At 73.1% G+C, this 22,324-nt stretch carries 23 protein-coding genes; 16 read left to right on the forward strand and 7 right to left on the reverse strand.

The features are described from left to right. Positions 1–7 precede the first annotated feature (7 nt). The gene (locus ACZ6ZR_RS15160; protein WP_465642555.1) at positions 8–1,366 is read right to left on the reverse strand and encodes a condensation domain-containing protein; all 1,359 of its coding nucleotides are present in this window, start codon (positions 1,364–1,366) and stop codon (positions 8–10) included. 249 nt (positions 1,367–1,615) lie between these two features. Here ACZ6ZR_RS15160 and ACZ6ZR_RS15165 point away from each other — a divergent pair, with 249 nt between their 5' ends. The 3 genes from ACZ6ZR_RS15165 to ACZ6ZR_RS15175 all read left to right on the forward strand — a co-directional run bounded on the left by ACZ6ZR_RS15165 (position 1,616) and on the right by ACZ6ZR_RS15175 (position 3,425). Continuing rightward, positions 1,616–2,356: a cyclase family protein gene (locus ACZ6ZR_RS15165; protein WP_465642556.1), complete on the forward strand. Its 741-nt coding sequence runs from the start codon at positions 1,616–1,618 to the stop codon at positions 2,354–2,356. A 95-nt stretch (positions 2,357–2,451) separates the two neighbouring features. After that, complete coding sequence (locus ACZ6ZR_RS15170; RefSeq protein ID WP_465642557.1) at positions 2,452–3,165, forward strand: MOSC domain-containing protein; 714 nt, start codon at positions 2,452–2,454, stop codon at positions 3,163–3,165. Positions 3,166–3,242: 77 nt separating this feature from the next. Continuing rightward, the gene (locus tag ACZ6ZR_RS15175) at positions 3,243–3,425 is read left to right on the forward strand and encodes a hypothetical protein (protein ID WP_465642558.1); all 183 of its coding nucleotides are present in this window, start codon (positions 3,243–3,245) and stop codon (positions 3,423–3,425) included. 100 nt (positions 3,426–3,525) lie between these two features. Here the strand turns inward: ACZ6ZR_RS15175 and ACZ6ZR_RS15180 are convergent, their stop codons facing one another. Both ACZ6ZR_RS15180 and ACZ6ZR_RS15185 read right to left on the reverse strand, forming a co-directional pair. Further along, on the reverse strand, positions 3,526–5,130 hold the full coding sequence (locus tag ACZ6ZR_RS15180) for a YVTN family beta-propeller repeat protein (RefSeq protein ID WP_465642559.1): 1,605 nt from the start codon (positions 5,128–5,130) through the stop codon (positions 3,526–3,528). A gap of 392 nt (positions 5,131–5,522) precedes the next feature. Further along, on the reverse strand, positions 5,523–5,894 hold the full coding sequence (locus ACZ6ZR_RS15185; protein ID WP_465642641.1) for a VOC family protein: 372 nt from the start codon (positions 5,892–5,894) through the stop codon (positions 5,523–5,525). A gap of 229 nt (positions 5,895–6,123) precedes the next feature. Between ACZ6ZR_RS15185 and ACZ6ZR_RS15190 the strand changes: the two genes are divergently transcribed. From ACZ6ZR_RS15190 to ACZ6ZR_RS15220, 7 genes are read left to right on the forward strand one after another with little or no spacing between them, the layout of a single operon-like run. Continuing rightward, entirely contained in the window at positions 6,124–6,876 is a 753-nt protein-coding gene (locus tag ACZ6ZR_RS15190; protein WP_465642560.1) for a GntR family transcriptional regulator, read from the forward strand. A gap of 26 nt (positions 6,877–6,902) precedes the next feature. Further along, entirely contained in the window at positions 6,903–7,130 is a 228-nt protein-coding gene (locus tag ACZ6ZR_RS15195) for a 4Fe-4S dicluster domain-containing protein (protein WP_345278921.1), read from the forward strand. A gap of 17 nt (positions 7,131–7,147) precedes the next feature. After that, positions 7,148–8,533, forward strand: a complete 1,386-nt coding sequence (locus ACZ6ZR_RS15200; RefSeq protein WP_465642561.1) for an ABC transporter substrate-binding protein — start codon at positions 7,148–7,150, stop codon at positions 8,531–8,533. After that, on the forward strand, positions 8,530–9,303 hold the full coding sequence (locus tag ACZ6ZR_RS15205; RefSeq protein ID WP_465642562.1) for an ABC transporter permease: 774 nt from the start codon (positions 8,530–8,532) through the stop codon (positions 9,301–9,303). Before ACZ6ZR_RS15200 ends, ACZ6ZR_RS15205 begins: the two co-directional genes overlap by 4 nt. After that, positions 9,300–10,007 (forward strand): ABC transporter ATP-binding protein, encoded by a 708-nt coding sequence (locus ACZ6ZR_RS15210; protein WP_465642563.1) that lies wholly within the window; start codon positions 9,300–9,302, stop codon positions 10,005–10,007. Before ACZ6ZR_RS15205 ends, ACZ6ZR_RS15210 begins: the two co-directional genes overlap by 4 nt. A 31-nt stretch (positions 10,008–10,038) precedes the next feature. After that, on the forward strand, positions 10,039–12,693 hold the full coding sequence (locus tag ACZ6ZR_RS15215; protein ID WP_465642564.1) for a fumarate reductase/succinate dehydrogenase flavoprotein subunit: 2,655 nt from the start codon (positions 10,039–10,041) through the stop codon (positions 12,691–12,693). Positions 12,694–12,705: 12 nt separating this feature from the next. Continuing rightward, positions 12,706–12,849: a type II toxin-antitoxin system prevent-host-death family antitoxin gene (locus ACZ6ZR_RS15220; RefSeq protein ID WP_465642565.1), complete on the forward strand. Its 144-nt coding sequence runs from the start codon at positions 12,706–12,708 to the stop codon at positions 12,847–12,849. A 177-nt stretch (positions 12,850–13,026) separates the two neighbouring features. On the opposite strand, the gene mqnP is transcribed toward ACZ6ZR_RS15220, so the two are convergent. Both mqnP and ACZ6ZR_RS15230 read right to left on the reverse strand, forming a co-directional pair. After that, positions 13,027–13,923 (reverse strand): menaquinone biosynthesis prenyltransferase MqnP, encoded by an 897-nt coding sequence (gene mqnP, locus ACZ6ZR_RS15225; RefSeq protein ID WP_465642566.1) that lies wholly within the window; start codon positions 13,921–13,923, stop codon positions 13,027–13,029. Next, positions 13,920–15,377, reverse strand: coding sequence for a menaquinone biosynthesis decarboxylase (locus ACZ6ZR_RS15230; RefSeq protein WP_465642567.1), 1,458 nt, complete (start codon positions 15,375–15,377; stop codon positions 13,920–13,922). The genes mqnP and ACZ6ZR_RS15230 overlap by 4 nt, the downstream gene beginning before the upstream one ends. Positions 15,378–15,454: 77 nt before the next feature. Here ACZ6ZR_RS15230 and ACZ6ZR_RS15235 point away from each other — a divergent pair, with 77 nt between their 5' ends. The 6 genes from ACZ6ZR_RS15235 (at position 15,455) to ACZ6ZR_RS15260 (ending at position 20,592) form a co-directional block, all read left to right on the forward strand. Continuing rightward, positions 15,455–15,814, forward strand: coding sequence for a PLD nuclease N-terminal domain-containing protein (locus tag ACZ6ZR_RS15235; protein WP_465642568.1), 360 nt, complete (start codon positions 15,455–15,457; stop codon positions 15,812–15,814). A 227-nt stretch (positions 15,815–16,041) separates the two neighbouring features. Beyond that, a complete protein-coding gene (locus ACZ6ZR_RS15240) occupies positions 16,042–17,643 on the forward strand; it encodes an acyl-CoA carboxylase subunit beta (protein ID WP_465642569.1) in 1,602 nt (533 codons plus the stop codon). Between the two features lie 57 nt (positions 17,644–17,700). Next, complete coding sequence (locus ACZ6ZR_RS15245; RefSeq protein WP_465642570.1) at positions 17,701–17,907, forward strand: acyl-CoA carboxylase subunit epsilon; 207 nt, start codon at positions 17,701–17,703, stop codon at positions 17,905–17,907. A 160-nt stretch (positions 17,908–18,067) separates the two neighbouring features. Then, positions 18,068–18,355, forward strand: a complete 288-nt coding sequence (locus ACZ6ZR_RS15250) for a hypothetical protein (RefSeq protein ID WP_465642571.1) — start codon at positions 18,068–18,070, stop codon at positions 18,353–18,355. After that, positions 18,348–19,409, forward strand: a complete 1,062-nt coding sequence (locus ACZ6ZR_RS15255; protein ID WP_465642572.1) for a polyprenyl synthetase family protein — start codon at positions 18,348–18,350, stop codon at positions 19,407–19,409. Before ACZ6ZR_RS15250 ends, ACZ6ZR_RS15255 begins: the two co-directional genes overlap by 8 nt. A gap of 22 nt (positions 19,410–19,431) precedes the next feature. Continuing rightward, complete coding sequence (locus ACZ6ZR_RS15260; RefSeq protein WP_465642573.1) at positions 19,432–20,592, forward strand: oxygenase MpaB family protein; 1,161 nt, start codon at positions 19,432–19,434, stop codon at positions 20,590–20,592. Between the two features lie 138 nt (positions 20,593–20,730). Here ACZ6ZR_RS15260 and ACZ6ZR_RS15265 read toward each other — a convergent pair whose 3' ends face one another. Together ACZ6ZR_RS15265 and ccsB are read right to left on the reverse strand one after the other, a co-directional pair. Beyond that, positions 20,731–21,138: a hypothetical protein gene (locus tag ACZ6ZR_RS15265; RefSeq protein WP_465642574.1), complete on the reverse strand. Its 408-nt coding sequence runs from the start codon at positions 21,136–21,138 to the stop codon at positions 20,731–20,733. A 55-nt stretch (positions 21,139–21,193) separates the two neighbouring features. Next, positions 21,194–22,324 carry a c-type cytochrome biogenesis protein CcsB gene (gene ccsB, locus ACZ6ZR_RS15270; RefSeq protein WP_465642575.1) on the reverse strand — a complete coding sequence of 377 codons (1,131 nt, stop codon included), beginning with the start codon at positions 22,322–22,324 and terminating at the stop codon, positions 21,194–21,196.

Genomic DNA, 22,324 nt, shown 5'->3' on the forward strand with positions numbered 1-22,324 from the left:
GGGTACGTCAGGAGGGCGGCAGCGCGGCGGCCTTGTCGAGGACCGTCCGTTCGATTCCGCGGAGCAGCCGCTCCACCTCGGGCGGGGTGAACAGGCGGGAGTCGGCGGTCATGGCGATCTCCAGTCCGCCGGGCTGGTCGGCCATGTGCAGGACGTAGCTGACCCTGCCTCCGTGGTCGGTGGCGGGCTGCCAGTCGAGGGTGGCTGCGGGGGCGGCCTCCGGGGTCCAGGTCGGGTCGGGGGCGGGGAGCGGGGCGACGCGCTGGTCGTTGTACCAGCAGGAGCGCTCGAAGACCACGCCCGGATCCTCGGCGTACGGGGCGAGTTCGGCCTCCAGCGCGCTCTTGTCGTAGTAGGCGCTGCGGTAGGTGGCCAGCGAGGCGCGCTTGGTGCGGCCGAGGAGTTCGGCGAAGTCGGCGCCCTCGGTGTCGATGGCGAGGTAGCCCTCCATCGCGAGCGGGCCGGTGGCGCGGGCCAGACCGTTGTGGAACCGGTTGTTGACCATCAGTTGGAGCCCGCAGCGGCCGGTGCCGGCCCACTCGGCCATGGTGAGCGCGGTGGCGGCGAGCAGCACGGTGGGCGGGGTGGCCCGGACGGCCGGGCAGAGCCGGGCCAGGGCCTGCGGCAGGGCCGGGGAGAGCAGGTGGGCGCGGCGGTAGGGCGGGGTGACGGGGGTTGGATCCAGCGGAGTCGGGATCTTGGGGGCGCGGGCCCCGGCGGTGGCCGCGCGCCAGTGCCGGCGGGCAGCCGCGTCCAGTCGCCGGCCGCGGGCGGAGCGCTGTTCGGCGGCCTGCTCCAACGGTTGGAGCTCGGCGGCCGAGGCCTCCCTGACCTGCTCGCGGCCCGCGCCGGTGGAGAGCGCGACCAGGTCCTCCATCAGCCGGGGCAGGCCCCAGGCATCGGCGGCGGTGTGCGAGAAGACGGCGGCCAGGTGGTGCACCAGCCCGTCCTCCACCACCACGCCGAACCGGGCCTGCCACTCGCCCGCGTAGTCGAAGGCCCGGCCCCACAGCTCCTGCCGCAGCGCCGCGCCGAGCTCCGCGGCGGTCTCCGCCGTGCCCGGTCTCAGGTACAGCGTGGCACCGCCCTCGCCGTCCAGCTGCTGGCGCAGCTCACCGCCGGGGGCCTCCACCACCCGGGTGCGGAGGGCGTCGTGGACGTAGAGCAGGCCGCCGAGGGCCTGACGGACCGTCTCCAACGGAAGCGGCGGGGAGACGGGGCCGTCCACCGGGACGTTGTAGGCGTGGTCGCCGGGGCGCAGCGCCTGGAGCGCGTGCCAGATCGCGTACTGGCCCCAGGTGACGGGGCCCTCGCCGCTGCGGGCCCCGGTGCAGCTGACCCGCAGGGTGGTGGCTTCGGTCTTCACCGGACGTCCCTCCGGGCGGCGGAGGCACCGCCCCGTGACTCGACTGGAGCGCACCGCGTGCCGGGCGGGCGGCCGGGAGGGTTGGAGCTCGCTACGGTGTATCCGAACCACCGCTCCACGCAAGGATGTTGACTGACCCTCCGGGGCTCGCACCCCCGTCCGGCTCGCCCGGTAACCTACCGACCCCCCGATCGCCGGGCAAGGGTCGGCAGCGTCCTCCCGGCGGGCCCATGGGCCAGGATGGTGGGCATGACGGCGACGCTGATCGACCTGACCCATCCGGTCACCACCGGGATGCCGGTCTACCCCGGGGACCCGGAGGTGGTGGTGCGGCCCGCGCTGACCACGGCCGCCGACGGGGTCAACGTGCTGGCGCTGCACCTCGGTTCGCAGTCCGGCACGCACGTGGACGCGCCGTACCACGTGGACGTCACCTGGCCGACGCTGGACGGGCTGCCGCTGGCGCTGTTCACCGGCCCGGCGGTGCCGGCCGACCTGCGCGGGCTGGAGCCGCGCAGCGGGGTGACGGCGGATCAGCTGGCCCCGGCGCTGGCCGAGGTGACGGCGGGGAGCGTGCTGCTGCTGGTCACCGGCTGGGCCCGGCACTGGGGCACCGACCACTACCTCGCCCACCCCTACCTCACCCCGGAGGCCGCCGAGGCGGTGGTCGCGGCCGGGATCCGCTCGGTCGGGGTGGACGCGCTGAGCATCGACCTCACCCCGGAGCCGGCCCCGGCCGACCCGGCGGTGGCGGCCCTGCTGGACGCCCTCGCCGACAAGCACGACCCGACCCCGGAGCCCGGTTCGCTGGCCGCCCACCGGGCCCTGCTCGGCGCCCCCGGCGGCGCGGTGCTCTGCGAGAACCTGACCGACCTCACCCCCCTGCTGGAGGCCCACCGGGCAGGCCGCCCGGTGGCGGTCTCCTTCTTCCCGATCCGCCTCACCGCCGCCGACGGCGCCCCCGTCCGGGCAGTCGCCCGCCTGGGCTGAGCGGGCCCCGGCAAACGGACCGCACCGAACGGGGCACGGCCCGGCCACCTGTCATGGTCTAGACCAACTTCCGGTGCCGCCGCTACGCTCTCGTCATGGCAGAGATCATCGGCGTGATCGAGCGGCTGTGGCGCTACCCGGTCAAGTCGACCGGGGGCGAGCGGCTCGACTCCGTGGAGGTGGACGAGCGCGGGCTGGCCGGGGACCGGCTGTACGCCGTACGGGACGCGAGCGGGAAGCTCGGGTCCGGGAAGTCGACCCGGAGGTTCCGCCGGATGGACGGGCTGCTCCGGCTGGGCTCGCGGCTCGGCACCCGGCTGACCGCGCCCGAGCTGCTCGATCCGCTGGGCAAGCCGGTCGCCGATCCGGACGCCTTCCTCCGGGCCTACCTCCAGCGCGAGGACGTGGCGCTGGCCCGGGAGGACACCGTCTCGCACTTCGACCAGCTGCCGGTCAGCGTGCTGACCACCGCCACCCTGGACTGGCTGCGCGCCGAGCTGCCGCTGACGGCGCTGGACGAGCGCCGGTTCCGGCCGAACGTGCTGCTCCGCACCCCGCCGGGCACCGCCCCGTTCGCCGAGGACGGCTGGTTCGGCCGCACCGCAGCCGCGCCCACGGGGCTGGTGCTGGCCTTCGTCCGCTCCAGCGAACGGTGCGTCATGTCCGGTACCGCCCAGCCCGGTCTGCCGCACGCCCCGGAGATCCTGAAGACCATCACCCAGGTGCACGACGGCCGCCTCGACTCCCTGGCCACCGTGGCCCACCCGGGCCGCCTGCGGATCGGCGACCGGCTCAGCCTCCAGGACTGACCGGGGCCGGCCGGTCCGCCACCGCCCAGGCGGTGGCGGCCAGTGGGCGGGAGCGGGCAGTGGCCAGGCCCAGCGCGGTGGCCAGCACCCGCGCCGCGCTGGTGCTGCCGCTGCTGGCCGCCGCCGGCGGTCACGAACATCGTGGTGAGCCCGGCCGCGCCGGCCGAGCCGGTGGCCTGTTGCACCCAGACCGCCAGCGCGAGGGTGAGCAGGTAGCGGGCGGCGGCGGCGAGCAGACCGACGGTCAGGAAGAGCGGTAGCGGGCCGCGCGGCTGTGCCATGTGAAATGACACTAATGCGCGAAGGCGCGGGGGCCAACGGAGTTTCCGTCAGCCCCCGCGCGGCTCACGACGCTCGGGGTCAGCCGAGGCGGATCAGGCCGGCCCGGGCGGAGGAGGGCTTGAGGGTGGGGGTGCCCGCGAAGGTGGCCTGGTAGCCGCCGGAGAGGAGCACGGTGAGCAGCGGGACGAGGCCGCTGCAGGTGGCGGTGCCGTGCGCGTTGGTGACGGCGGTGCAGACCGTGCCGGCGCCGACCGAGAACCTGACGGTCTGTCCGGCCGCCGGGGTGTGGGTGGTGGTGTCGGTCAGGGTGGCGGAGAGCGTCAGGCCGACGGTCAGGCCGCCCGCGCCGACCGAGAACAGGGTGGGTGCGGCGCTCAGCGCGGTGGTGTGCGGGGTCCCGGGGTCGGTGACCACGGTGTAGGTGAAGCGGTCGGCCGACCCGGTGGCGCTGGTGCCGGCCGGGGTGGTGACGGTGACGTCGACGGTGCCGCTGCCCGCCGGGGCGACCGCGGTGAGCCGGTTGTCGGCCGCGACGCTGAACGAAGTGGCCTCCGTGGCACCGAACTTGACGGAGGTGGCGCCGGACAGGCCGGAGCCGTCGACGGTGACCACGGTGCCGCCGGCGGCCGGGCCGCCGGCCGGGGCGATGCCCGAGACCACGGGGGCGGGCGCCGGGGCCTGGGCCCGGACGAAGGCCAGGCCGTACGGGTCGGTGCCGACCGGGACCACGGCGGTCAGGGTGCGGGTGGCGGTGTCCACCACGGAGACCCGGTCGCCCGGGAAGTCGGTGGCGTAGAGGGTGGCACCGCTCGGGTCGAGCGCGAGGCCGCGCACCTTGCCGGCCGCCAGGCTGCCGCTGACGGTCTGGGTGAGGAGGTCCACCACGGTCAGGTTGGCGGCGGCGTTGAAGCTGCCGAGGTAGAGGCTGGCGCCGTCCGGGGAGACCGCCGCCGCGTTGGTGCCGGCGCCGACCGGCAGGGCCGAGACCACGGTGTTGGTGGCGGTGTCGATGGTGCTCAGGGTGGCACTGCTGTAGCCGCCGACGTAGACCGCGGAGCCGTCGGGGCTGACCGCGACGGCCTCCGGGAACTGGGCCACCGGGATGGTGGCGGTCACCGTGTTGCTCGCGGTGGAGATCACCGAGACGGTGTTGGAGTCGGAGTCGGCCACGTAGACCCGGGAGCCGTCCGGCGTGACCGCCAGGTTGAACGGCTGGGAGCCGACCGGGACGGTGGCGGTCACCGCGTTGCTCGCGGTGGAGATCACCGAGACGGTGTTGGCGTTGAAGTCGGTCACGTAGACCCGGGAGCCGTCGGGGCTGACGGCCAGTCCGTTGGGGCCGTCGCCGACCGGGACGGTGGCCGTCACGGTGTTGCTCGCCGTGGAGATCACCGAGACCGCGTCCGAGCCGCTGTCGGCGACGTAGACCCGGCCGCCGTCCGGGGCGGCGGCCACCCCGCGCGGGGCGTCGCCGACCGAGACGGTGGCGGTGACCGTGCCGGTGGCGGCGTCCACCACGGAGACGTCGTCGGTGCCGGAGTTGGCCACGTACAGGTAGCCGGTGCCGGTGACCGCCTGCGCGGTGGAGGCGGCGGCCAGGGTGACCGCGCCGGCCAGCGGGACGGTCAGCAGCAGTGCCGTCAGGCCCGCGGCAGGGCGGCGCAGTACAGCGGATATGGGCATGGGTGGTCTCTCTGCTCGGACGCCGCTCGGCACCGGCCGCCGGGTGTCCGGGGCCGGTGCGGTTCGGTGCGGGCGTCAACGGCGGTGGCCCGCACCGGAACTGACCGGGCCTCCGCTGGACGCCCTCCGTTCTAGGCGGCCCGCGCCGGGCGCGTCCACGGAACGTCGAACTCCGACCGGCCGTCACAGCTCCGCCACCGGCCGTCCACACCTCCCGCACCGGGCGGTGTCGCGGCGCGGGAGCGAGACCGCGCACCTCACGAGGCGTCCGCCACCCGGCCGGCCACGCCGGCCACAGCGCTCGCAGCAGGAGGCGCCCGCGAGAATTCGACCGGCGCGCGCCGCGCAGAACGCGCCGTGCAGCGGGCCGTGCGCGGGGAACACCCGAACGATCAGTGCGCCCGCACCAGACAGAACGGGTGCCCCGCCGGATCCACGTAGACCCGCCAGCCGGTCTCCACGTCCTTGCGGACCGCGCCGAGCGCCAGCACCCTCTCCTCGGCCACGTCCAGGTCCTCCACCTCGACGTCCAGGTGCAGCTGCTGGGGGTGGGCCGGGTCCGGCCACATCGGCGGGCGGTAGTCCTCCACCCGCTGGAACCCGAGCACCATCCCGCCGGGCACGTGCACGGTGGCCCACTCCTCGTCCAGCGACCAGCGCGGGTCCGGCCGGTCCAGCTCGCCGCCGAGCAGCTCGGCGTAGAAGTGGGCCAGCCCGGCCGGGTAGTGACAGTCCAGCACCACGCACTGCAGTTTGCCGATCATCATGCGCTCCCAAGGCTCGGACACGGGTGCTCCCAGCATCCCGCGCGGCCGCCGGACGGCCCGTCCCGACACGGCACCTGGGTGGCAGGACGACCCGCCGTACCGGAATCGCCGCAGGTCACAGGGGTGGAGACGGACCGTCAGGTGGCGTAATGCCGCCGCAACGAAAAACCCGCCGGTACGGCCCTATGGTTCTGGCGAACCGACCCCCTCCCCCCGGAGCACCACGATGACCAGCGAGAACGGCACCCGGCCGACGGCCCGGCGGCTGCGCGCCGACCGCGCCCGGCAGGTGGCCGACGTGCTGCGCCGCCAGGTGCTGGACGGCCGGGAGGCGGCCCGCTCGCTGCCGCACGAGGACCGGCTGGCCGAGGAGTTCGGGGCGTCCCGGAACACCGTCCGGGAGGCGCTGGACCTGCTCCGCGAAGAGGGCCTGATCCGCCGGGTGCCGGGCTCCGGGACCCTCGTGGTGGCGGAGAAGGTGCCGCACGGCCTGAACCGGCTGGAGGGCCTGGCCGAGACCCTGCACGAGCACGGCGAAGTGGTCAACGAGGTACGGGCGTTCGGCCCGGTCCGGGCCCCCGGCCCGGTGGCCCGCCGGTTCGGGCTGCCGGACGGCGCCGAGGTGGTCTACGTGGAACGGCTGCGGCGGCTGAACGGGCTGCCGCTCTCCCTCGACCTCACCTACCTGGCGCCGGACATTGGCGCCGGGCTGGACGCCGCCGACCTGGCCGGGCGGGACATCTTCCACCTGATCGAGGAGGTGGCCGGCCAACCGCTCGGCCGGGCGGACATCACCCTGGAGGCGGTCAACGCCGACCCGCACTCCGCCACCGTGCTCGAAGTCCCGCGCGGCGCCGCCCTGTTGATGCTGGAGCGGCTGACCACGCTGGCCGACGGCCGCCCCGTCGACCTGGAGTACGTCCGCTTCCGCGGCGACCGGCTCACCATGCGCGGGCAGCTCCTGCGCGACCTCCCCTGACACCCACCTCTCCGAGAGGCACTCCCATGGCACTCGCCGACCACCGCTCCGACGTGCCCGTGACCATCGACGCCTCGCTCTGCATCGAGGGCTGCACGCTCTGCGTGGAGATGTGCCCGCTGGACTCGCTGGCCATCGACCAGGAGAACGGCAAGGCCTACATGCACGTGGACGAGTGCTGGTACTGCGGCCCCTGCGCCGCCCGCTGCCCCACCGGCGCGGTCACCGTCAACATGCCTTATCTGCTGCGATAGTTGAGGAACGCCAGACCATGAGAGCACGCACCGGCGCCCTGCTGGCCGCCGCCACGCTGACCGCCGCCACCGCCTGCTCCTCCGCCGGGGCGGCCGGGGACGGCGCCACCGTCACCGTGGTGGTGGGCTACCAGTCCAAGACCATCAACACCGTCACGGCGGGCACCCTGCTGCGCGCCCAGGGGTACTTCGAGCAGCGCCTCGCCGGGCTGGGGAAGCAGAACGGCCGCACGTACAAGGTCAGTTGGCAGGACTACGACTCCGGCGCGCCGATCACCGCGCAGATGCTGGCCGACAAGACCGACATCGGCTCGATGGGCGACTACCCGCTGCTGATCAACGGCTCCCGGGCCCAGGAGGCCGGCGGCCCCGGCACCCGGCTGGTCTCGGTGACCGGCTACAACCTGCTCGGCGCCCTCAACTCCGTGGTGGTGCCCAAGGATTCGCCCGCGCACACGCTGGCCGACCTGAAGGGCAGGAAGGTCTCCACCTCGGTCGGCTCGGCCGCCGACGGCACCCTGGTGCAGGCGCTGCGCAAGGCCGGAGTGCCGGACGACGGCATCCAGAAGCAGAACCAGCAGCCCGCCGTCGGCGCCTCCGCGCTCAAGGCGGGCGGCGTGGACGCGCTGGCCCAGTTCGTCGCCTGGCCCGGTGCGGTGGTCTTCGCCGGGGACGGCCGGCTGCTGTACGACGGCGCCGCGCTGGCGAAGCCCACCCTGCACGGGGTGGTGATCCGGCAGAAGTTCGGAGCCGACAAGCCCGAGGTGGTGAACGCCTTCCTGAACGCCCAGCAGGACGCGACGAAGTACCTCAACGAGCAGCCGCTGGCCGCCAGTCGGAAGGTGGCCGAGGCCACCGGCCTGCCCGCCGAGGTGGTGCACCTCTACAACGGCCCGAACGGCATCGCCACCTTCGGCACCGAGCTGCGCCCCGAGCTGCTCACCGCGCTGCGCGAGGACGTGCCCTTCCTGAAGTCGGTCGGCGTGCTCAAGGCACTGGACCTGGACGCCTTCCTGGACCCGTCGTACCTGGCGAAGGCCGCGCTGCCCGCCGTCGCCCCGGCCCGGATCACCGGCGCCGACCAGCTCTGCGGCCGGCCGGTCACCGATCCGGCGACGGCCGGCGAACTCTGGCTGGAGGGCGAGGACGCCACCCGGCCGGCCGCCGACCCGGGCTGCCTGCTGAAGGCCGTGAAGGCCGCCGAGGCCGGCGGGAAGAAGGTCCGGGCCGCCTACCTGCCGGACACCGCCACCGGCACCCGCTGGTTCGCCGACCACGACCTCTGGGTCCGGGACGGTGAGAAGCTGCTGCCGTTCACCACCGAGGACGGCGCGAAGGCGTACCTGGCCGCGCACCCCGGGGCGCAGCAGCTCTCCTACCGGGAAGCCCTGGCCGCCTCATGACCCGGCGCCTGGTGCGGCTGGCCGCGCTGCTCGGCGCGGTCGGGCTCTGGCAGCTGCTGACGGCGCGGCAGGTCCGGCTCTGGGTGCGCTTCGACCACTTGCCGACGGCGGTCCAGGTCTGGCAGGCCTTCGGCCTGCGGCTGGGCACCGAGGAGTACTGGCAGGACCTGGCGGAGAGCCTGCGCCGGATCGGCACCGGCTTCCTGCTGGCCGGGCTGCTCGGCGTCGCCGCCGGGGTGCTCACCGCCCGCTCGCGCTGGGCCGCCGACCTGCTCGGCCCGGTGCTGGAGGTGATCCGGCCGGTGCCGGCGATCGCGCTGGTGCCCGTCGCCATCATGCTCTTCCCCGAGAACGAGCAGGGCATCGTGGCGATCACCTTCGCCGCCGCGTTCTTCCCCGTCACGGTGGCCACCCGGCACGCGGTGCGGGCCGTGCCGCCGCTCTGGGAGGAGGCCGTCCGCACCATGGGTGGCGGGCGCGGGCGGGTGCTGTGGAGCGTGGTGCTGCCGGCCGCCCTGCCCGGGGTGGTCGGCGGGCTCTCGGTCGGCCTCGGGGTCTCCTGGATCTGCGTGATCTCGGCCGAGATGATCTCCGGTCAGTTCGGCGTCGGCTACCGCACCTGGCAGGCGTACACCGTGCTGGACTACCCCGGCGTGTTCGTCGGGATCGCCACCATCGGCCTGCTCGGCTGGCTCACCTCCGGCGCGGTCGAGCTGCTCGGCCGCCGGCTGACCGCCTGGCTGCCACCGCGCCCCGGAGGTGCCGGATGAGCCTGCGACTGACCGCCCGGGGGCTCTCCCTCGGCCACCCCGGACACCCGGTGATCGAGGGCCTGGACCTGGAGGTCGCCCCCGGCGAACTGCTCACCGTGCTGGGCGCCTCCGGCTGCGGCAAGTCCACCCTGCTGCGCGCGCTGGCCGGCCTGCTGCCGCCCACCGGCGGCGAGCTGCTGGCCGACGGCGAGCCACTGCGCGGCCCGTCCGCCGAGCGCGCCCTGGTCTTCCAGGAGGACGGCCTGCTGCCCTGGCGCACCGCCCGGCGCAACGTCGAACTCCCGCTCGCCATCGCCGGGTCGCGCCGCTCCGAGCGGCGGGCCCCGGCGCTCGGCTGGCTGGACCGGGTCGGCCTGGCCGACCACCAGGACCGGCTGCCACGGCAGTTGTCCGGCGGGCAGCGGCAACGGGTGCAGCTGGCCCGGGCGTTGGCGGGCTCACCGAAGGCCCTGCTGATGGACGAGCCGTTCGGCGCGCTGGACGCGCAGAACCGGCACGCCATGCAGCAACTCCTGCTCACCGTCCGGGAGAAGGAGGGCTGCACGGTGGTCTTCGTCACCCACGACGTCGACGAGGCGCTGCTGCTCGGCGACCGGGTCGCGGTGCTCGGCGGCGGCCGGCTGCTGGCCCTGCACGAGGTGCCCCGGCCGGGCGCCTCCCGCCCCGAGCTGCGCGACCACCTGCTCACCACCCTCTCCTGAACTCCCGTGCTCCGAAAGGCCCGTGACCCCCATGCAGATCCCCGCCCTGACCGAGGCCCGGCGCCTGGAGTGCGACGTGCTGGTGATCGGCGGCGGCACCGCCGGTTCGATGGCCGCGATCAGCGCCGCCGAGGCCGGCGCCACGGTGCTGCTGCTGGAGAAGGCGCACGTCCGGCACTCCGGCGCGCTGGCCATGGGCATGGACGGCGTCAACAACGCCGTGGTGCCCGGCCGGGCCGAGCCGGACGACTACGTCGCCGAGATCACCCGGGCCAACGACGGCATCGTGGACCAGCGGACGGTCCGGCAGACCGCCACCCGGGGCTTCGCCATGGTGCGGCGGCTGGAGGGGTACGGGGTCAAGTTCGAGAAGGACGAGTACGGCGATTACCAGGTCCGCCAGGTGCACCGCAGCGGCTCGTACGTGCTGCCGATGCCGGAGGGCAAGGACGTCAAGAAGGTGCTCTACCGGGTGCTGAGGCAGCGTCACATGCGGGAGCGGATCACCATCGAGAACCGGGTGATGCCGGTCCGGGTGCTCACCTCCGGCGGGCGGGCCGTCGGCGCGGCCGCCTTCGACACCCGCAGCGGGGAGTTCGTCACCGTCTCGGCGGGCGCGGTGGTGCTGGCCACCGGCCCGTGCGGGCGGCTCGGGCTGCCCAGCAGCGGCTACCTGTACGGGACGTACGAGAACCCGACCAACGCCGGGGACGGCTACGCGATGGCCTACCACGCGGGGGCCGAGCTGAGCGGGATCGAGTGCTTCCAGATCAACCCGCTGATCAAGGACTACAACGGGCCCGCCTGCGCCTACGTGGCCAACCCCTTCGGCGGCTACCAGGTGAACCGGCACGGCGAGCGCTTCGTCGACTCCGACTACTGGTCCGGCCAGATGATGGCCGAGTTCGCCGCCGAGGTGGCCTCCGACCGGGGCCCGGTCTACCTGCGCACCACCCACCTGCCCGAGGAGACCGTGCAGGCCCTGGAAGGCATCCTGCACACCACCGAACGCCCCACCCGGGGCACCTTCCACGCCGGGCGCGGCCACGACTACCGCACCCACGACATCGAGATGCACATCTCCGAGATCGGCCTCTGCGGCGGCCACTCGGCCAGCGGGGTGTGGGTGGACGACAACGCCGCCACCACCGTGCCCGGCCTGTACGCGGCGGGGGACCTGGCCTGCGTGCCGCACAACTACATGATCGGCGCCTTCGTCTTCGGCGACCTGGCCGGCTCGCACGCCGCCGCCCATCTGCCGTCTTCCCGGGCCGAGTTGCCCGCCTCGCAGATCGCCGCCGCGCACGAGCTGATCTACCGTCCGCTGCGCAACCCCGACGGGCCGCCGCAGCCGCAGGTGGAGTACAAGCTCCGGCGCTTCGTCAACGACTACGTGGCACCGCCGAAGACCGGGGCCCGGCTGTCGGTGGCGCTGGAGCACTTCGAGCGGATGCGCGGCGAGGTGGCCGGGATCGGCGCCCGCACCCCGCACGAGCTGATGCGGGCGGTGGAGGTGGACTTCATCCGGGACTGCGCCGAGATGGCCGCCCGCTCCTCGCTGGCCCGCACCGAGAGCCGCTGGGGCCTCTACCACTCCCGGGTCGACCACCCCGGGCGGGACGACGAGCGCTGGTTCAGCCACCTGAACCTGCGGAAGAACGACGCCGGGGCGATGGAGTTCCTGACCCGGCCGGTCGCGCCCTACCTGGTCCCGGTGGACGGCCTCGAACCTCCGGCCCTCCCCGTCACCGTGCTCGGCGAGGTGCACCCGCTGGCGGTCGGCCGCACCGGAGCCACCGTCAGCTCCCCTGCCGCCGCCGCTCCGACCGCCGTCTCCTCTCCCGTCCTCCGCTCCCTCCTCCAGCTCGACGAGCCCACCCTCACCGAGCTCCTCCCCTACCTGCGCGACCCGGCCCCCGAAGTCCGCCGCACCGCCGTGGCCCTCACCACCGAACACCCCTCGGCCGGCACCGGGGCCGCCCTCGCCCACACCCTGGCCGACGCCGACGAGTCCGTGCGGGCCGCCGCCGTGGCCGCGCTGCGCGAGCTGCTCCCCGTCCTCACCCCCGCACTCGGCCCGGCGCTGCTCCCGCACTCAGCCTCCCCCGACCCGGTGGTGCGCGCGGGCGTGCTCGAACTCTCCCGCGCCCTGCACACCGGCGAACTCCCCCTCTACGCCTCCGCGCTCTCCGACTCCGCCGTCCCGGTCCGCCTCCAGGCCGTCCACGGCCTGGTCTCCCTCGACGCCGCCCCGGCCCTGCTCCCCTCCGCCGCCGACGCCGCCCGCGAGGTCCGGGTCGCCACCGCCGAGGGCCTCGGCACCATCGCCTCCCCGGTCGCCGTCCCCACCCTCACCACCCTCGCCACCGACCCCGACCCCCTGGTCCGCGCCGCCGCCTTCCAGGCCGCCGCCGCCCTCGGCTGCCCCGAACCCCTCCTCACCCTCGCCACCACCCCCGACCCCGCCTGGCAGGTCCGCAAGTCCGCCGCCACCGCCCTGGGCTCCGCCGCCGCCCTGGACGCCCTGCTCCCCCTCCTCACCGACCCCGAACCCGACGTCCGCAAATCCGCCGTCCGCGCCGCGGCTCCGCACGCCTCGGCATTGAGTGAAGCCCTCCGCGACCGCCTCGCCGACTCCGACGCCGACGTCCGTGCCTACGCCCGGCTGGCCCTGAAGGGGGCGTAGTGCGTTGGCCGCATGGCGATCTCGAGCGAGGTCCCGGCAGAGGAACTCAGCCGGCGGACCGCCCAGATCCTGGCCCGGGTCGAGGCCGGTGAGACGGTCACCGTGACCGTGAATGAGCAGGACGACCTGATGGCCCGGGGGTTCGGCGTTGACTGAGCCCGCCGCCTGGGCAGTGATGCAGACCTACCCGACATCAGCCTGACCGACGCGATGAGCTCGTGCCGGCCCGCGAGTTCCGCACCGCCCGTCCCGCCTTGCGACTGCTCCCGGTCGACCTCTGAGCAAGCAGAAGGGGAGGCACCCGCAGGCGCCTCCCCCACTGCTCACGGACCGTCAGAGCTTGAGGCCTCGCAGGGCCAGGTCCAGGAGGGCGAAGACGAAGAGGGAGACGCCGACGAAGCCGTTGGTGGTGAAGAAGGCGCGGTTGAGCTTCGAGAGGTCGTGCGGCTTGACGATGGTGTGCTCGTAGACGAAGGCGCCGGCCACCACGGCCAGGCCGACCCAGAAGGCCGGGCCGGCGTCGGTCAGGAGGGCGTACCAGACGAGCAGGCCCAGGGTGACGGCGTGGCAGGTGCGGGCGCCGTAGAGGGCGGCCGGGACGCCGAAGCGGGCCGGGAAGGAGCGGACGCCCTCGGCGCGGTCGGCGGTGACGTCCTGGGTGGCGAAGATCAGGTCGAAGCCGCCGATCCAGATGCCGACGGCGAGGCCGAGGACGACGGCGTCCCAGGACCAGGTGCCGGTGACGGCCAGCCAGGCGCCGATCGGGCCCATGGCCTGGGCGAGGCCGAGGATGGCGTGCGGGAAGTCGGTGAAGCGCTTGCCGTAGGGGTAGACCACCATCGGGACGACGGCGACCGGGGCCAGGGCCAGGCAGAGCGGGTTGAGCAGGGCCGCCGAGCCGAGGAAGACCAGCAGGGCCACCGCGGAGCCGACGTACGCGGTGCGCAGGGAGACGGCGCCGGTGACCAGTTCGCGGTTGGCGGTGCGCGGGTTCCTGGCGTCGATCTCGCGGTCGATGATCCGGTTGGCGGCCATCGCGAAGGTGCGCAGACCGACCATGCAGACGGTGACCAGCAGCAGGGCGCCCCAGTGCATCCGACGGTCGTGAAGGAACATCGCGGTGAAGGCGGCGATGTACGCGAACGGCAGGGCGAAGACGGAGTGCTCGATCAGGACCAGGTTGAGGAAGGCGCGGACCTTGTTCGGGGGGACCGCGGCGACGGAGGTCACAGCCCGTACTCCTTCCAGCGACGGTCGACCAGGGCGGCGGTGGCCGGGTCGGAGCTGACCATCTCGGGCCAGCCGCCGTCCCGGGTGTAGCCCTCCTCGGGGAGCTTGCGGGTGGCGTCGATGCCCGCCTTGCCGCCCCAGAACTGCTGGTAGGAGGCGTGGTCCAGGTGGTCCACCGGGCCCTCGACCACGGACAGGTCGCGGCTGTAGTCGACGTTGCCCAGGGCTCGCCAGGCGACCTCCTGGTAGTCGTGCACGTCGCAGTCGGCGTCCACCACGATGATCAGCTTGGTCAGCGACATCATGTGGGCGCCCCAGATGGCGTGCATCACCTTCTGGGCGTGCTTGGGGTACTTCTTGTCGATCGAGACGATCGCGCAGTTGTGGAAGCCGCCGGCCTCGGGGAGGTTGTAGTCCACGATGTCCGGGATGATGATCTTGAGCAGCGGCAGGAAGAACCGCTCGGTGAACTTGCCCAGCGGCCCGTCCTCGGTCGGCGGCCGGCCGACCACGATGGACTGCAGCAGCGGACGCCGCCGCATCGTCACGCAGTCGATGGTGAGCGCCGGGAACGGCTCCTGCGGGGTGTAGAAACCGGTGTGGTCGCCGAACGGACCCTCGGGCAGCATCTCGCCGGGCTCCAGCCAGCCCTCCAGCACCACCTCGGCGTTGGCCGGCACCTGGAGCGGGACGGTCTTGCAGTCCACCATCTCGATCCGCTTGCCGGAGACGAAGCCGGCGAACAGGTACTCGTCGATGTCCCCGGGCAGCGGCGCGGTGGAGGCGTACGTCACGGCCGGCGGGCAGCCGAAGGCGATCGCGACCGGAAGGCGCTCGCCGCGCTTGGCGGCCTTCGCGTAGTGGTTGCGGCTGTCCTTGTGGATCTGCCAGTGCATGCCGATGGTGCGCTTGTCGTGGCGCTGCAGCCGGTACAGGCCGAGGTTGCGGACGCCGCTCTCCGGGTCCTTGGTGTGGGTCAAGCCGAGGTTGAAGAAGGAGCCGCCGTCCAGCGGCCAGGTGAAGAGCGCGGGCAGCTGGTCGAGGTCGACCTGATCGCCCGTCAGCACCACCTCCTGGACGGGGGCGTCGCCGGACTTCACGTTCTTCGGCGGCACGTGCGCCATCGAGGCCAGCTTGCCGAAGGCGTCCCGGAAGCCGGTGAAGCCCTGCGGGAGCTCGGGCTTGAGCAGCCCGGCGATCTTGTCGGCGATCTCCTCGGGGCCCTTGAGGCCCAGCGCCTTGGAGAGCCGGCGCTCGGTGCCGAAGACGTTCATCGCCAGCGGCATCGAGGCGCCCTTGACGTTCTCGAACAGCAGCGCGGGGCCCTTGGCCTTCTGCACCCGGTCGACGATCTCACCGACCTCCAGGTACGGATCGACCTCGGTCTTGATCCGCTTGAGGTCGCCCTCTCGCTCCAGGGCCCGGAGAAACGAACGGAGATCGTCGTATGCCATGTGGGCCAGTATCCGATACTGGCTAGTCTGGCCACGCCAAGAGGGCCCCGTCCGCCACTTCCGGGGAGAGACGCACCGTGTTGAGGATCCTGCCGCCACTGCTCGTACTCGCCCTGTGGATCTGGGCGTTCATCGACTGCCTGACCACTCCGGAGGAGGAGGTCAGGTACCTGCCCAAGGTGATCTGGGTCATCATCGTGCTGCTCTTCCCCCTGGTCGGCTCGATCGCCTGGCTGGTGGTCGGCAAGCAGCGCGGGGTGCCGCGCCCGGCCCGGACCGCCGCCCCGGTGGCCCCGGACGACAACCCGGAGTTCCTCGCCTCGCTCAAGAAGCAGCAGGCGGACCAGGACGCCGAGCACCTCAAGCAGTGGGAGGCCGACCTGCGCCGCCGCGAGCGCGAGCTGCGGGAACAGCAGGACGACCCCGGCAAGGAGTGACCGCCGCTTTGGCGCATCCCTACCAGTGACAGGCCCGGCCGAACCTTCGGCCGGGCCCTTTTCTGTACAGCCCTGACAGCTTCTGGCGCTCGACCTTGTACGGAATCGACGCCGAGACGGACCCGTGATCCCTCGTAGTGTCGTAGGTGAAGAAGTGTTCGCAGTGATGGGCCCGCCCACAGCGGCCCCGTAGCCGGACAGTTCCCCCAGACTTGGAGTGGTTCGAGATGACGGTTGTGCCCGAGGCTCCTGCCGATGGCCAGGCCATCGAGACCCCGGCGGACGCCCGGGGCCGGGTGGCGGAGCTGCACGCGCTGCGCGGCCAGGTCCTGAGCGGCCCGAGCGAGAAGGCCACCGAGGCCCAGCACGCCAAGGGCAAGCTGACGGCCCGTGAGCGGATCGACCTGCTGCTGGACGAGGGCTCCTTCCACGAGGTCGAGCCGTTCCGCCGCCACCGCGCCACCGGCTTCGGCCTGGAGCACAAGAAGCCGCACACCGACGGCGTCATCGTCGGCTGGGGCACCGTGCACGGCCGCACCGTCTTCACCTACGCCCACGACTTCCGGATCTTCGGCGGCGCGCTCGGCGAGGCCCACGCGCAGAAGATCCACAAGATCATGGACATGGCCATCGCGGCCGGTGCCCCGCTGGTCTCGCTCAACGACGGCGCCGGCGCCCGCATCCAGGAGGGCGTCACCGCGCTGGCCGGCTACGGCGGCATCTTCCAGCGCAACACCCGGGCCTCCGGCGTGATCCCGCAGATCTCGGTGATGCTCGGCCCGTGCGCCGGCGGCGCCGCGTACTCCCCCGCGCTGACCGACTTCGTCTTCATGGTCCGCGAGACCTCGCAGATGTTCATCACCGGCCCGGACGTGGTGCAGGCCGTCACCGGCGAGAAGATCAGCCAGAACGGCCTGGGCGGCGCCGACGTCCACTCCTCCGTCTCCGGCGTCTCGCACTTCGCCTACGACGACGAGCAGAGCTGCATCGAGGAGGTGCGCTTCCTGCTCTCGCTGCTGCCGCAGAACAACCGCGAGATGCCGCCGGTCGCCGCCAACGACGACCCGGTGGAGCGCCGCAACGACTCGCTGCTGGACCTGGTGCCGGCCGACGGCAACCGCCCGTACGACATGCGCAAGGTGATCGAGGAGATCGTCGACCACGGCGAGTTCCTGGAGGTCCACGAGCGCTGGGCGACCAACGTGCTCTGCGTGCTGACCCGGATCGACGGCCACGTCACCGGCATCATCGCCAACCAGCCGCAGTCGCTGGCCGGCGTGCTCGACATCAACGCCAGCGAGAAGGCCGCGCGCTTCGTCCAGATGTGCGACGCCTTCAACATCCCGCTGGTGACCATGCTGGACGTGCCCGGCTTCCTGCCCGGCGTGGACCAGGAGCACGAGGGCATCATCCGGCACGGCGCCAAGCTGCTGTACGCGTACTGCAACGCCACCGTGCCGCGGATCCAGCTGATCCTGCGCAAGGCCTACGGCGGCGCCTACATCGTGATGGACTCCCGCTCGATCGGCGCGGACCTCTCCTACGCCTGGCCGACCAACGAGATCGCCGTGATGGGCGCCGAGGGCGCGGCCAACGTGATCTTCCGCCGCGACATCAACGGGGCCGAGGACCCGGAGGCGATGCGCGCGCACAAGATCAAGGAGTACAAGAGCGAGCTGATGCACCCGTACTACGCGGCCGAGCGCGGCCTCGTGGACGACGTCATCGACCCGGCCGAGACCCGGACCGTGCTCGCCTCCGCGCTGGCCATGCTCCGCACCAAGCACGCCGACCTTCCCAGCCGCAAGCACGGCAACCCGCCGATGTAACACGGCGTTTCGCCGCTCGGAACCCATCAGACGTCCAGCCGGGGGAGAAAAGAACCCATGAGCACCGAACCGCTTGTCCGCATCGTCCGCGGCTCGCTCTCCGACGAGGAACTGGCCGCCCTCACCGCCGTCCTGATGGCCCGTGCGGCCGCCGCCCAGGCCGCCGCCGCGGCCGCCCCGGTGGTCGAGCCGATCGCCACCTGGTCGCGCGTGGAGCGCCGCCCGGCCTACTTCTCGCCGGTCAGCTGGCAGCAGGCGGCCTGACGCACCCTCACGAGGCCCCGGTGCCGTCCTAGCACATCAGTGCTGGTGGGCGCCGGGGCTTCGGCCTGCCCTCACCCGGACCGGTGAACTCCACTCGGAACGAGCCGCTCCACCTGCCAGGCTCGGTCCATTCGTGGACGCACCGGGGTGAAGGAGAGGCATGGTGTCAGCGAGCGGGAACGGAAGGCCGGCGGACCGGGGCGCGGAGGCGGTCCAACTCCTCGCCGGAGTGGTCGACCTGGGGCTGGAACAGGCCGAGGGGCTGGTGCGGCGGCTACGCGGCACGCTGGGCCGCTCCGACCTCAACGAGCTGCTGACGGACGGCCAGGAGGACCTCAGGGCCCGCGGCGAGCTGCTGCTCGGCCGCCTCGCCACCGGCTCGGAGCCGCACATGGAGGCGGTGGCCCGCCGCTCGGCGGCGTACCGGAAGGCTGCCGGAGGTGGCTGAGCCCCACGCCGGTGCCGCCTGGGACGGCGGGCTGAAGGCCCGGGTGGACGGCGTGCTGCGGGCCTTCGTGGCCGAGGAGACCGCCCTGCTCACCGCCATCGACCCCGAACTCAAGCCGGTCGCCGAGCAGTTGACCGCCGCCGTGGCCGACGGCAAGCGGCTCCGGGCCGCCTTCGCCTACTGGGGCTGGCGGGCGGCCGGACAGCCCGACAGCGAGGCCATGGTGCGGGCCGCCACCGCCATGGAGCTGGTGCACGCGGCGGCCGTGGTGCACGACGACCTGATCGACGAGAGCCCCGTCCGCCGGGGCGCCCCCACCGCCCACCTGGCACTCCGTCAGGCCGTCCCCGACGGGCCCGGCCGGGACGCCGCCGGACGGGCCCTGGCGATGCTGGTCGGCGACCTGCTGACGGCCTGGGCCGGCCAGCTCTTCGCCTCCTGCGGCCTGCCCTCCGGCTACCTCGCCCGGGCCCGCCCGCTCTGGGCCACGCTGGCCCGGGAGCTGATCGCCGGCGAGTGCCTGGAGGTGCTGCGCACCCGCGGCGCCACCGCCTCGGAGGCCGCCTCCCTGGAGATCGTCCGCTACAAGACCGCCAAGTACACCGTCGAGCACCCGCTCCACCTCGGCGCCCTGCTCGCCGGGGCACCCCCGGCCCTGCTCGACGCCTTCACCGCGTACGGGCTGCCGCTCGGCGAGGCCTTCCAGCTCCGCGACGACCTGCTCGGCGTCTTCGGCGACCCCGGGCACACCGGCAAGTCCAACCTGGACGACCTCGCCGGGGCCAAGCCCACCGCCCTGCTGGCCCTCGCCCTGGACCGCTCCGGCCCCGCCGACCGGGCCCGGCTGCGGCAGCTGCTCGACCGGCCGGGACCCGACGGGCTGGAGGAGCTGCGCGCCCTGCTGGTCCGCAGCGGGGCCAGGGCCCGGGTCGAGGAGCTGATCGAGGAGCGCACCACCGCCGCCCGCTCCGCCCTGGCCGCCACGGCCCTGCCGCCCGCCCCGGCCGCCGCGCTGGGCGAGCTGGTCGACGCCGCCACCGCGCGGACTTCCTGACCCTCCGTCGAATGAGGACCCGATGACCTACACCCCCGAGCGGATGGACGCCCTGCGGCTGCTCGGCGACCCGCTCGCCGACTCCGTGGTCGCCGCGCTCTTCGAGCGCGGCGAGGTCGGCAAGTTCAACACCCTGATGCGCTGGTTCGCGCAGAGCGGCCAGCCACTGCCGGACGACGTCCCGGCGGAGGCCCGGGAGTACCTGGAGGCCACCTCGGTGCCGCCCTCGTGGGTCGACTGGGAGCAGATGGAGAAGGCCCGGCTCTTCTTCATCGACAACAACGTGCACATCTCCACGGCGCTGTCCTTCGCCTCGATGCCCGCCTGCTACGTCGTCCCGCACATCGCGAAGCTGCTCAGCGCGACGCACTCGCTGGCCTACCCCTCGAAGCGGATGGCCGAGACCGGGCAGTTCACCCTCTACCTGATGCGGCCCGACGCCTTCGAGGCCGGCGGGCGCTTCCTCCCCGCCGCCCAGAAGGTCCGGCTGCTGCACGCCTCGATCCGGCACCACCTGCGGCGGGAGGGGCGGTGGGACGAGGCGGCGCTCGGGGTGCCGATCTGCCAGGAGGACATGATCGGGGGTCAGATGATGTTCTCCGTGCAGGTGCTCGACGCACTGCACCGGATGGGCATCCACATGTCCAACGAGGGCGCCGAGGCCTACTTCTACGCCTGGAAGGTCGTCGGGGCGATCCTCGGGATCGGGCTCGACGCCATGCCGGCCGACCTGGACCAGGCGCGGGAGTTCTCCGACCGCTACATGGCCCGGCACATGGGGCCCTCGGAGGAGGGGGTGCTGCTCACCAAGCAGCTCATCGACCTCTACGAGGAGGTCGTCCCCGGCACCTTCTTCGACCCCGTCGTGGCGGCACTGATCCGCTTCCTGGTCGGCGACACCAGCGCCGACTGGCTCCAGGTCCCCCGCTCCCCCTGGGACCGGGTCGTCACCCTCGCCCCGACGGCGCTCGGCGTCCTGGAACGCCTGGAGGACGCCTCCCCGCTCGCCGCCTGGGCCCTTGACCACCTCGGCGAACTGACCACCCGTCTGGAGCTCAGCTCCCTCACCCGGGGCCGCGTCATGCAGTACGCCATCCCCGAGGACCTGAAGGCCGACTACGGCATCACCTCGGCGAAGCCCCGCACCGACCCGTGGGTCCCTCCTCCGTTGACGACATGGTGATGCCGGGGGCGCGAGGAACTGCGCGCGGTGGAAAGGCAGCACCTGCAACTGGCTGACGGTGCTTCAGTTGCAGGTGAGCCGCCTTCCGATTCGCGCAGTTCCTCGCGCCCCCGGTGTGACCAATTTCCCCGACGCCGGTCAGGCCACAACGGCCAGTGCGCGGCGGCCGGCGTGCATGACACTGAGGTTGGCCTCCAGGTGCTGGGGGTCCTGGGAGAGCCAGAGGCGGACGGTGGCGCCCAGGACCGCGCAGGCGGAGCCGAGGCGGACGCCGGTTAGCTGGGCGACCCGGGCGGCGGCGAGGACGAGCAGGTCGGCCAGTGGGGCCGGCAGCCAGACGGTCTGGGCGCACGGCGCCGGCGGCGCGAGCGCGGCCAGCAGCCTGAAGGCGTCCGCGGGCCGGTGCAGCGTCGGCAGGACGTCGAGCAGGCCGTCCGCCACGACTTCGGAGACGTCGCTCCGGTGGCCCTGGGCCAGCCGCCGGAGCAGCGCTCTCTCCGCAGCGGTGATTCGGACGGTCAGCATGACCTCGTCGCACTCCGGCATGGGTGCGGCCCTCCTCGCGCTCTTCGTACTACAGGTGGATGGATGTGACCGGGCGTCAGACGCCGGCGTAGGAGTGCTTCCCCGTCACGAAGATGTTGACGCCGTAGTAGTTGAAGAGCCAGCAAGCGAAGGCCAACAACGCCAGGTACGCCGCCTTGCGGCCCTTCCACCCGGCGGTGGCGCGGGCGTGCAGGTAGCAGGCGTAGAACACCCAGGTGATGAAGGACCAGGTCTCCTTGGGGTCCCACTCCCAGTACTTGCCCCAGGCCGCCTCGGCCCAGATCGCCCCGGCCACGATGGTGAAGGTCCAGAGCGGGAAGACGATCGCGTTGATCCGGTACGACAGCTTGTCGAAGGTGGAGGCCGCCGGGAGGCGGCGCCAGATCGAGGCGGAGGTGCCGAGCGGGCCGGTGGTCCTGCCCTCGGCCATCCGGCGGTCGAAGGAGTCCTTGCCGAGGTAGAGGGCGGTGGCGATGAAGGCCGCGTAGAAGGCGCCGCCGCAGAAGATGGCCGTGGAGACGTGGATGGCCAGCCAGTACGAGTGGAGCGCGGGGACGAGCTGCTCGGACTCGGTGTAGAGCACGCTGACGGCCAGGCCGAGGGTCAGGATGACGGCGACCATCACCGGGAGGCCGAGCCAGCGGACCGGCTTCTTGGCGACCAGCAGGCCGAGGTAGGCGACCACCATGGCGAGGGCGAAGGCGCAGGAGAACTCGTACATGTTGCCCCACGGCCAGCGCATCACCGAGAGGCCGCGGGTGAGCACGCCGCCGGCGTGCAGCAGGACGCCGAGGCCGGTCAGCGAGATCGCGATCCGGCCGGCCAGGTCGCCCTTCTCGTTGCCGCCGGCGGCACCGGGGCCGTCCTCGTCCTGCTCGCCGCGGCCGCTGGTGACCACGGTGGCCCCGGCGTCGGCGAGGGCGGTGCGGGTCAGCGTGGTGGTGCCGCCGCCGGCCGAGGCGACCGTGACGGTGACCTTCTTGGCCTTGCCCTTGCGCTCGGACTCGGCCACCGCGGCGGCCACCCCGGCCTGCTCGGTGGAGCGGACGGCGACCGCTCCCTTGCTGCCGAAGGTCCACTCGAAGATGTGGGCGAACATGGCGATGACGTACACGGCCATGGCCGAGTAGATCAGCTTGTTCGAGAGGTCGGCCAGGCTGGGGTCGACCGACGCGGCGAGGTTCAC

Source organism: Kitasatospora sp. NPDC088742, from assembly GCF_055584905.1.

Bases quoted from the DNA above. Each gene is read 5' to 3' on its own strand.
- ACZ6ZR_RS15165 (WP_465642556.1), top strand. From the start codon at position 1,616: ATGACGGCGACGCTGATCGACCTGACCCATCCGGTCACCACCGGGATG.
- ACZ6ZR_RS15170 (WP_465642557.1), top strand. From the start codon at position 2,452: ATGGCAGAGATCATCGGCGTGATCGAGCGGCTGTGGCGCTACCCGGTC.
- ACZ6ZR_RS15180 (WP_465642559.1), bottom strand. From the start codon at position 5,130: ATGCCCATATCCGCTGTACTGCGCCGCCCTGCCGCGGGCCTGACGGCA.
- ACZ6ZR_RS15185 (WP_465642641.1), bottom strand. From the start codon at position 5,894: ATGATCGGCAAACTGCAGTGCGTGGTGCTGGACTGTCACTACCCGGCC.
- ACZ6ZR_RS15190 (WP_465642560.1), top strand. From the start codon at position 6,124: ATGACCAGCGAGAACGGCACCCGGCCGACGGCCCGGCGGCTGCGCGCC.
- ACZ6ZR_RS15195 (WP_345278921.1), top strand. From the start codon at position 6,903: ATGGCACTCGCCGACCACCGCTCCGACGTGCCCGTGACCATCGACGCC.
- ACZ6ZR_RS15200 (WP_465642561.1), top strand. From the start codon at position 7,148: ATGAGAGCACGCACCGGCGCCCTGCTGGCCGCCGCCACGCTGACCGCC.
- ACZ6ZR_RS15205 (WP_465642562.1), top strand. From the start codon at position 8,530: ATGACCCGGCGCCTGGTGCGGCTGGCCGCGCTGCTCGGCGCGGTCGGG.
- ACZ6ZR_RS15210 (WP_465642563.1), top strand. From the start codon at position 9,300: ATGAGCCTGCGACTGACCGCCCGGGGGCTCTCCCTCGGCCACCCCGGA.
- ACZ6ZR_RS15215 (WP_465642564.1), top strand. From the start codon at position 10,039: ATGCAGATCCCCGCCCTGACCGAGGCCCGGCGCCTGGAGTGCGACGTG.
- ACZ6ZR_RS15220 (WP_465642565.1), top strand. From the start codon at position 12,706: ATGGCGATCTCGAGCGAGGTCCCGGCAGAGGAACTCAGCCGGCGGACC.
- ACZ6ZR_RS15230 (WP_465642567.1), bottom strand. From the start codon at position 15,377: ATGGCATACGACGATCTCCGTTCGTTTCTCCGGGCCCTGGAGCGAGAG.
- ACZ6ZR_RS15240 (WP_465642569.1), top strand. From the start codon at position 16,042: ATGACGGTTGTGCCCGAGGCTCCTGCCGATGGCCAGGCCATCGAGACC.
- ACZ6ZR_RS15245 (WP_465642570.1), top strand. From the start codon at position 17,701: ATGAGCACCGAACCGCTTGTCCGCATCGTCCGCGGCTCGCTCTCCGAC.
- ACZ6ZR_RS15250 (WP_465642571.1), top strand. From the start codon at position 18,068: ATGGTGTCAGCGAGCGGGAACGGAAGGCCGGCGGACCGGGGCGCGGAG.
- ACZ6ZR_RS15260 (WP_465642573.1), top strand. From the start codon at position 19,432: ATGACCTACACCCCCGAGCGGATGGACGCCCTGCGGCTGCTCGGCGAC.
- ACZ6ZR_RS15265 (WP_465642574.1), bottom strand. From the start codon at position 21,138: ATGCCGGAGTGCGACGAGGTCATGCTGACCGTCCGAATCACCGCTGCG.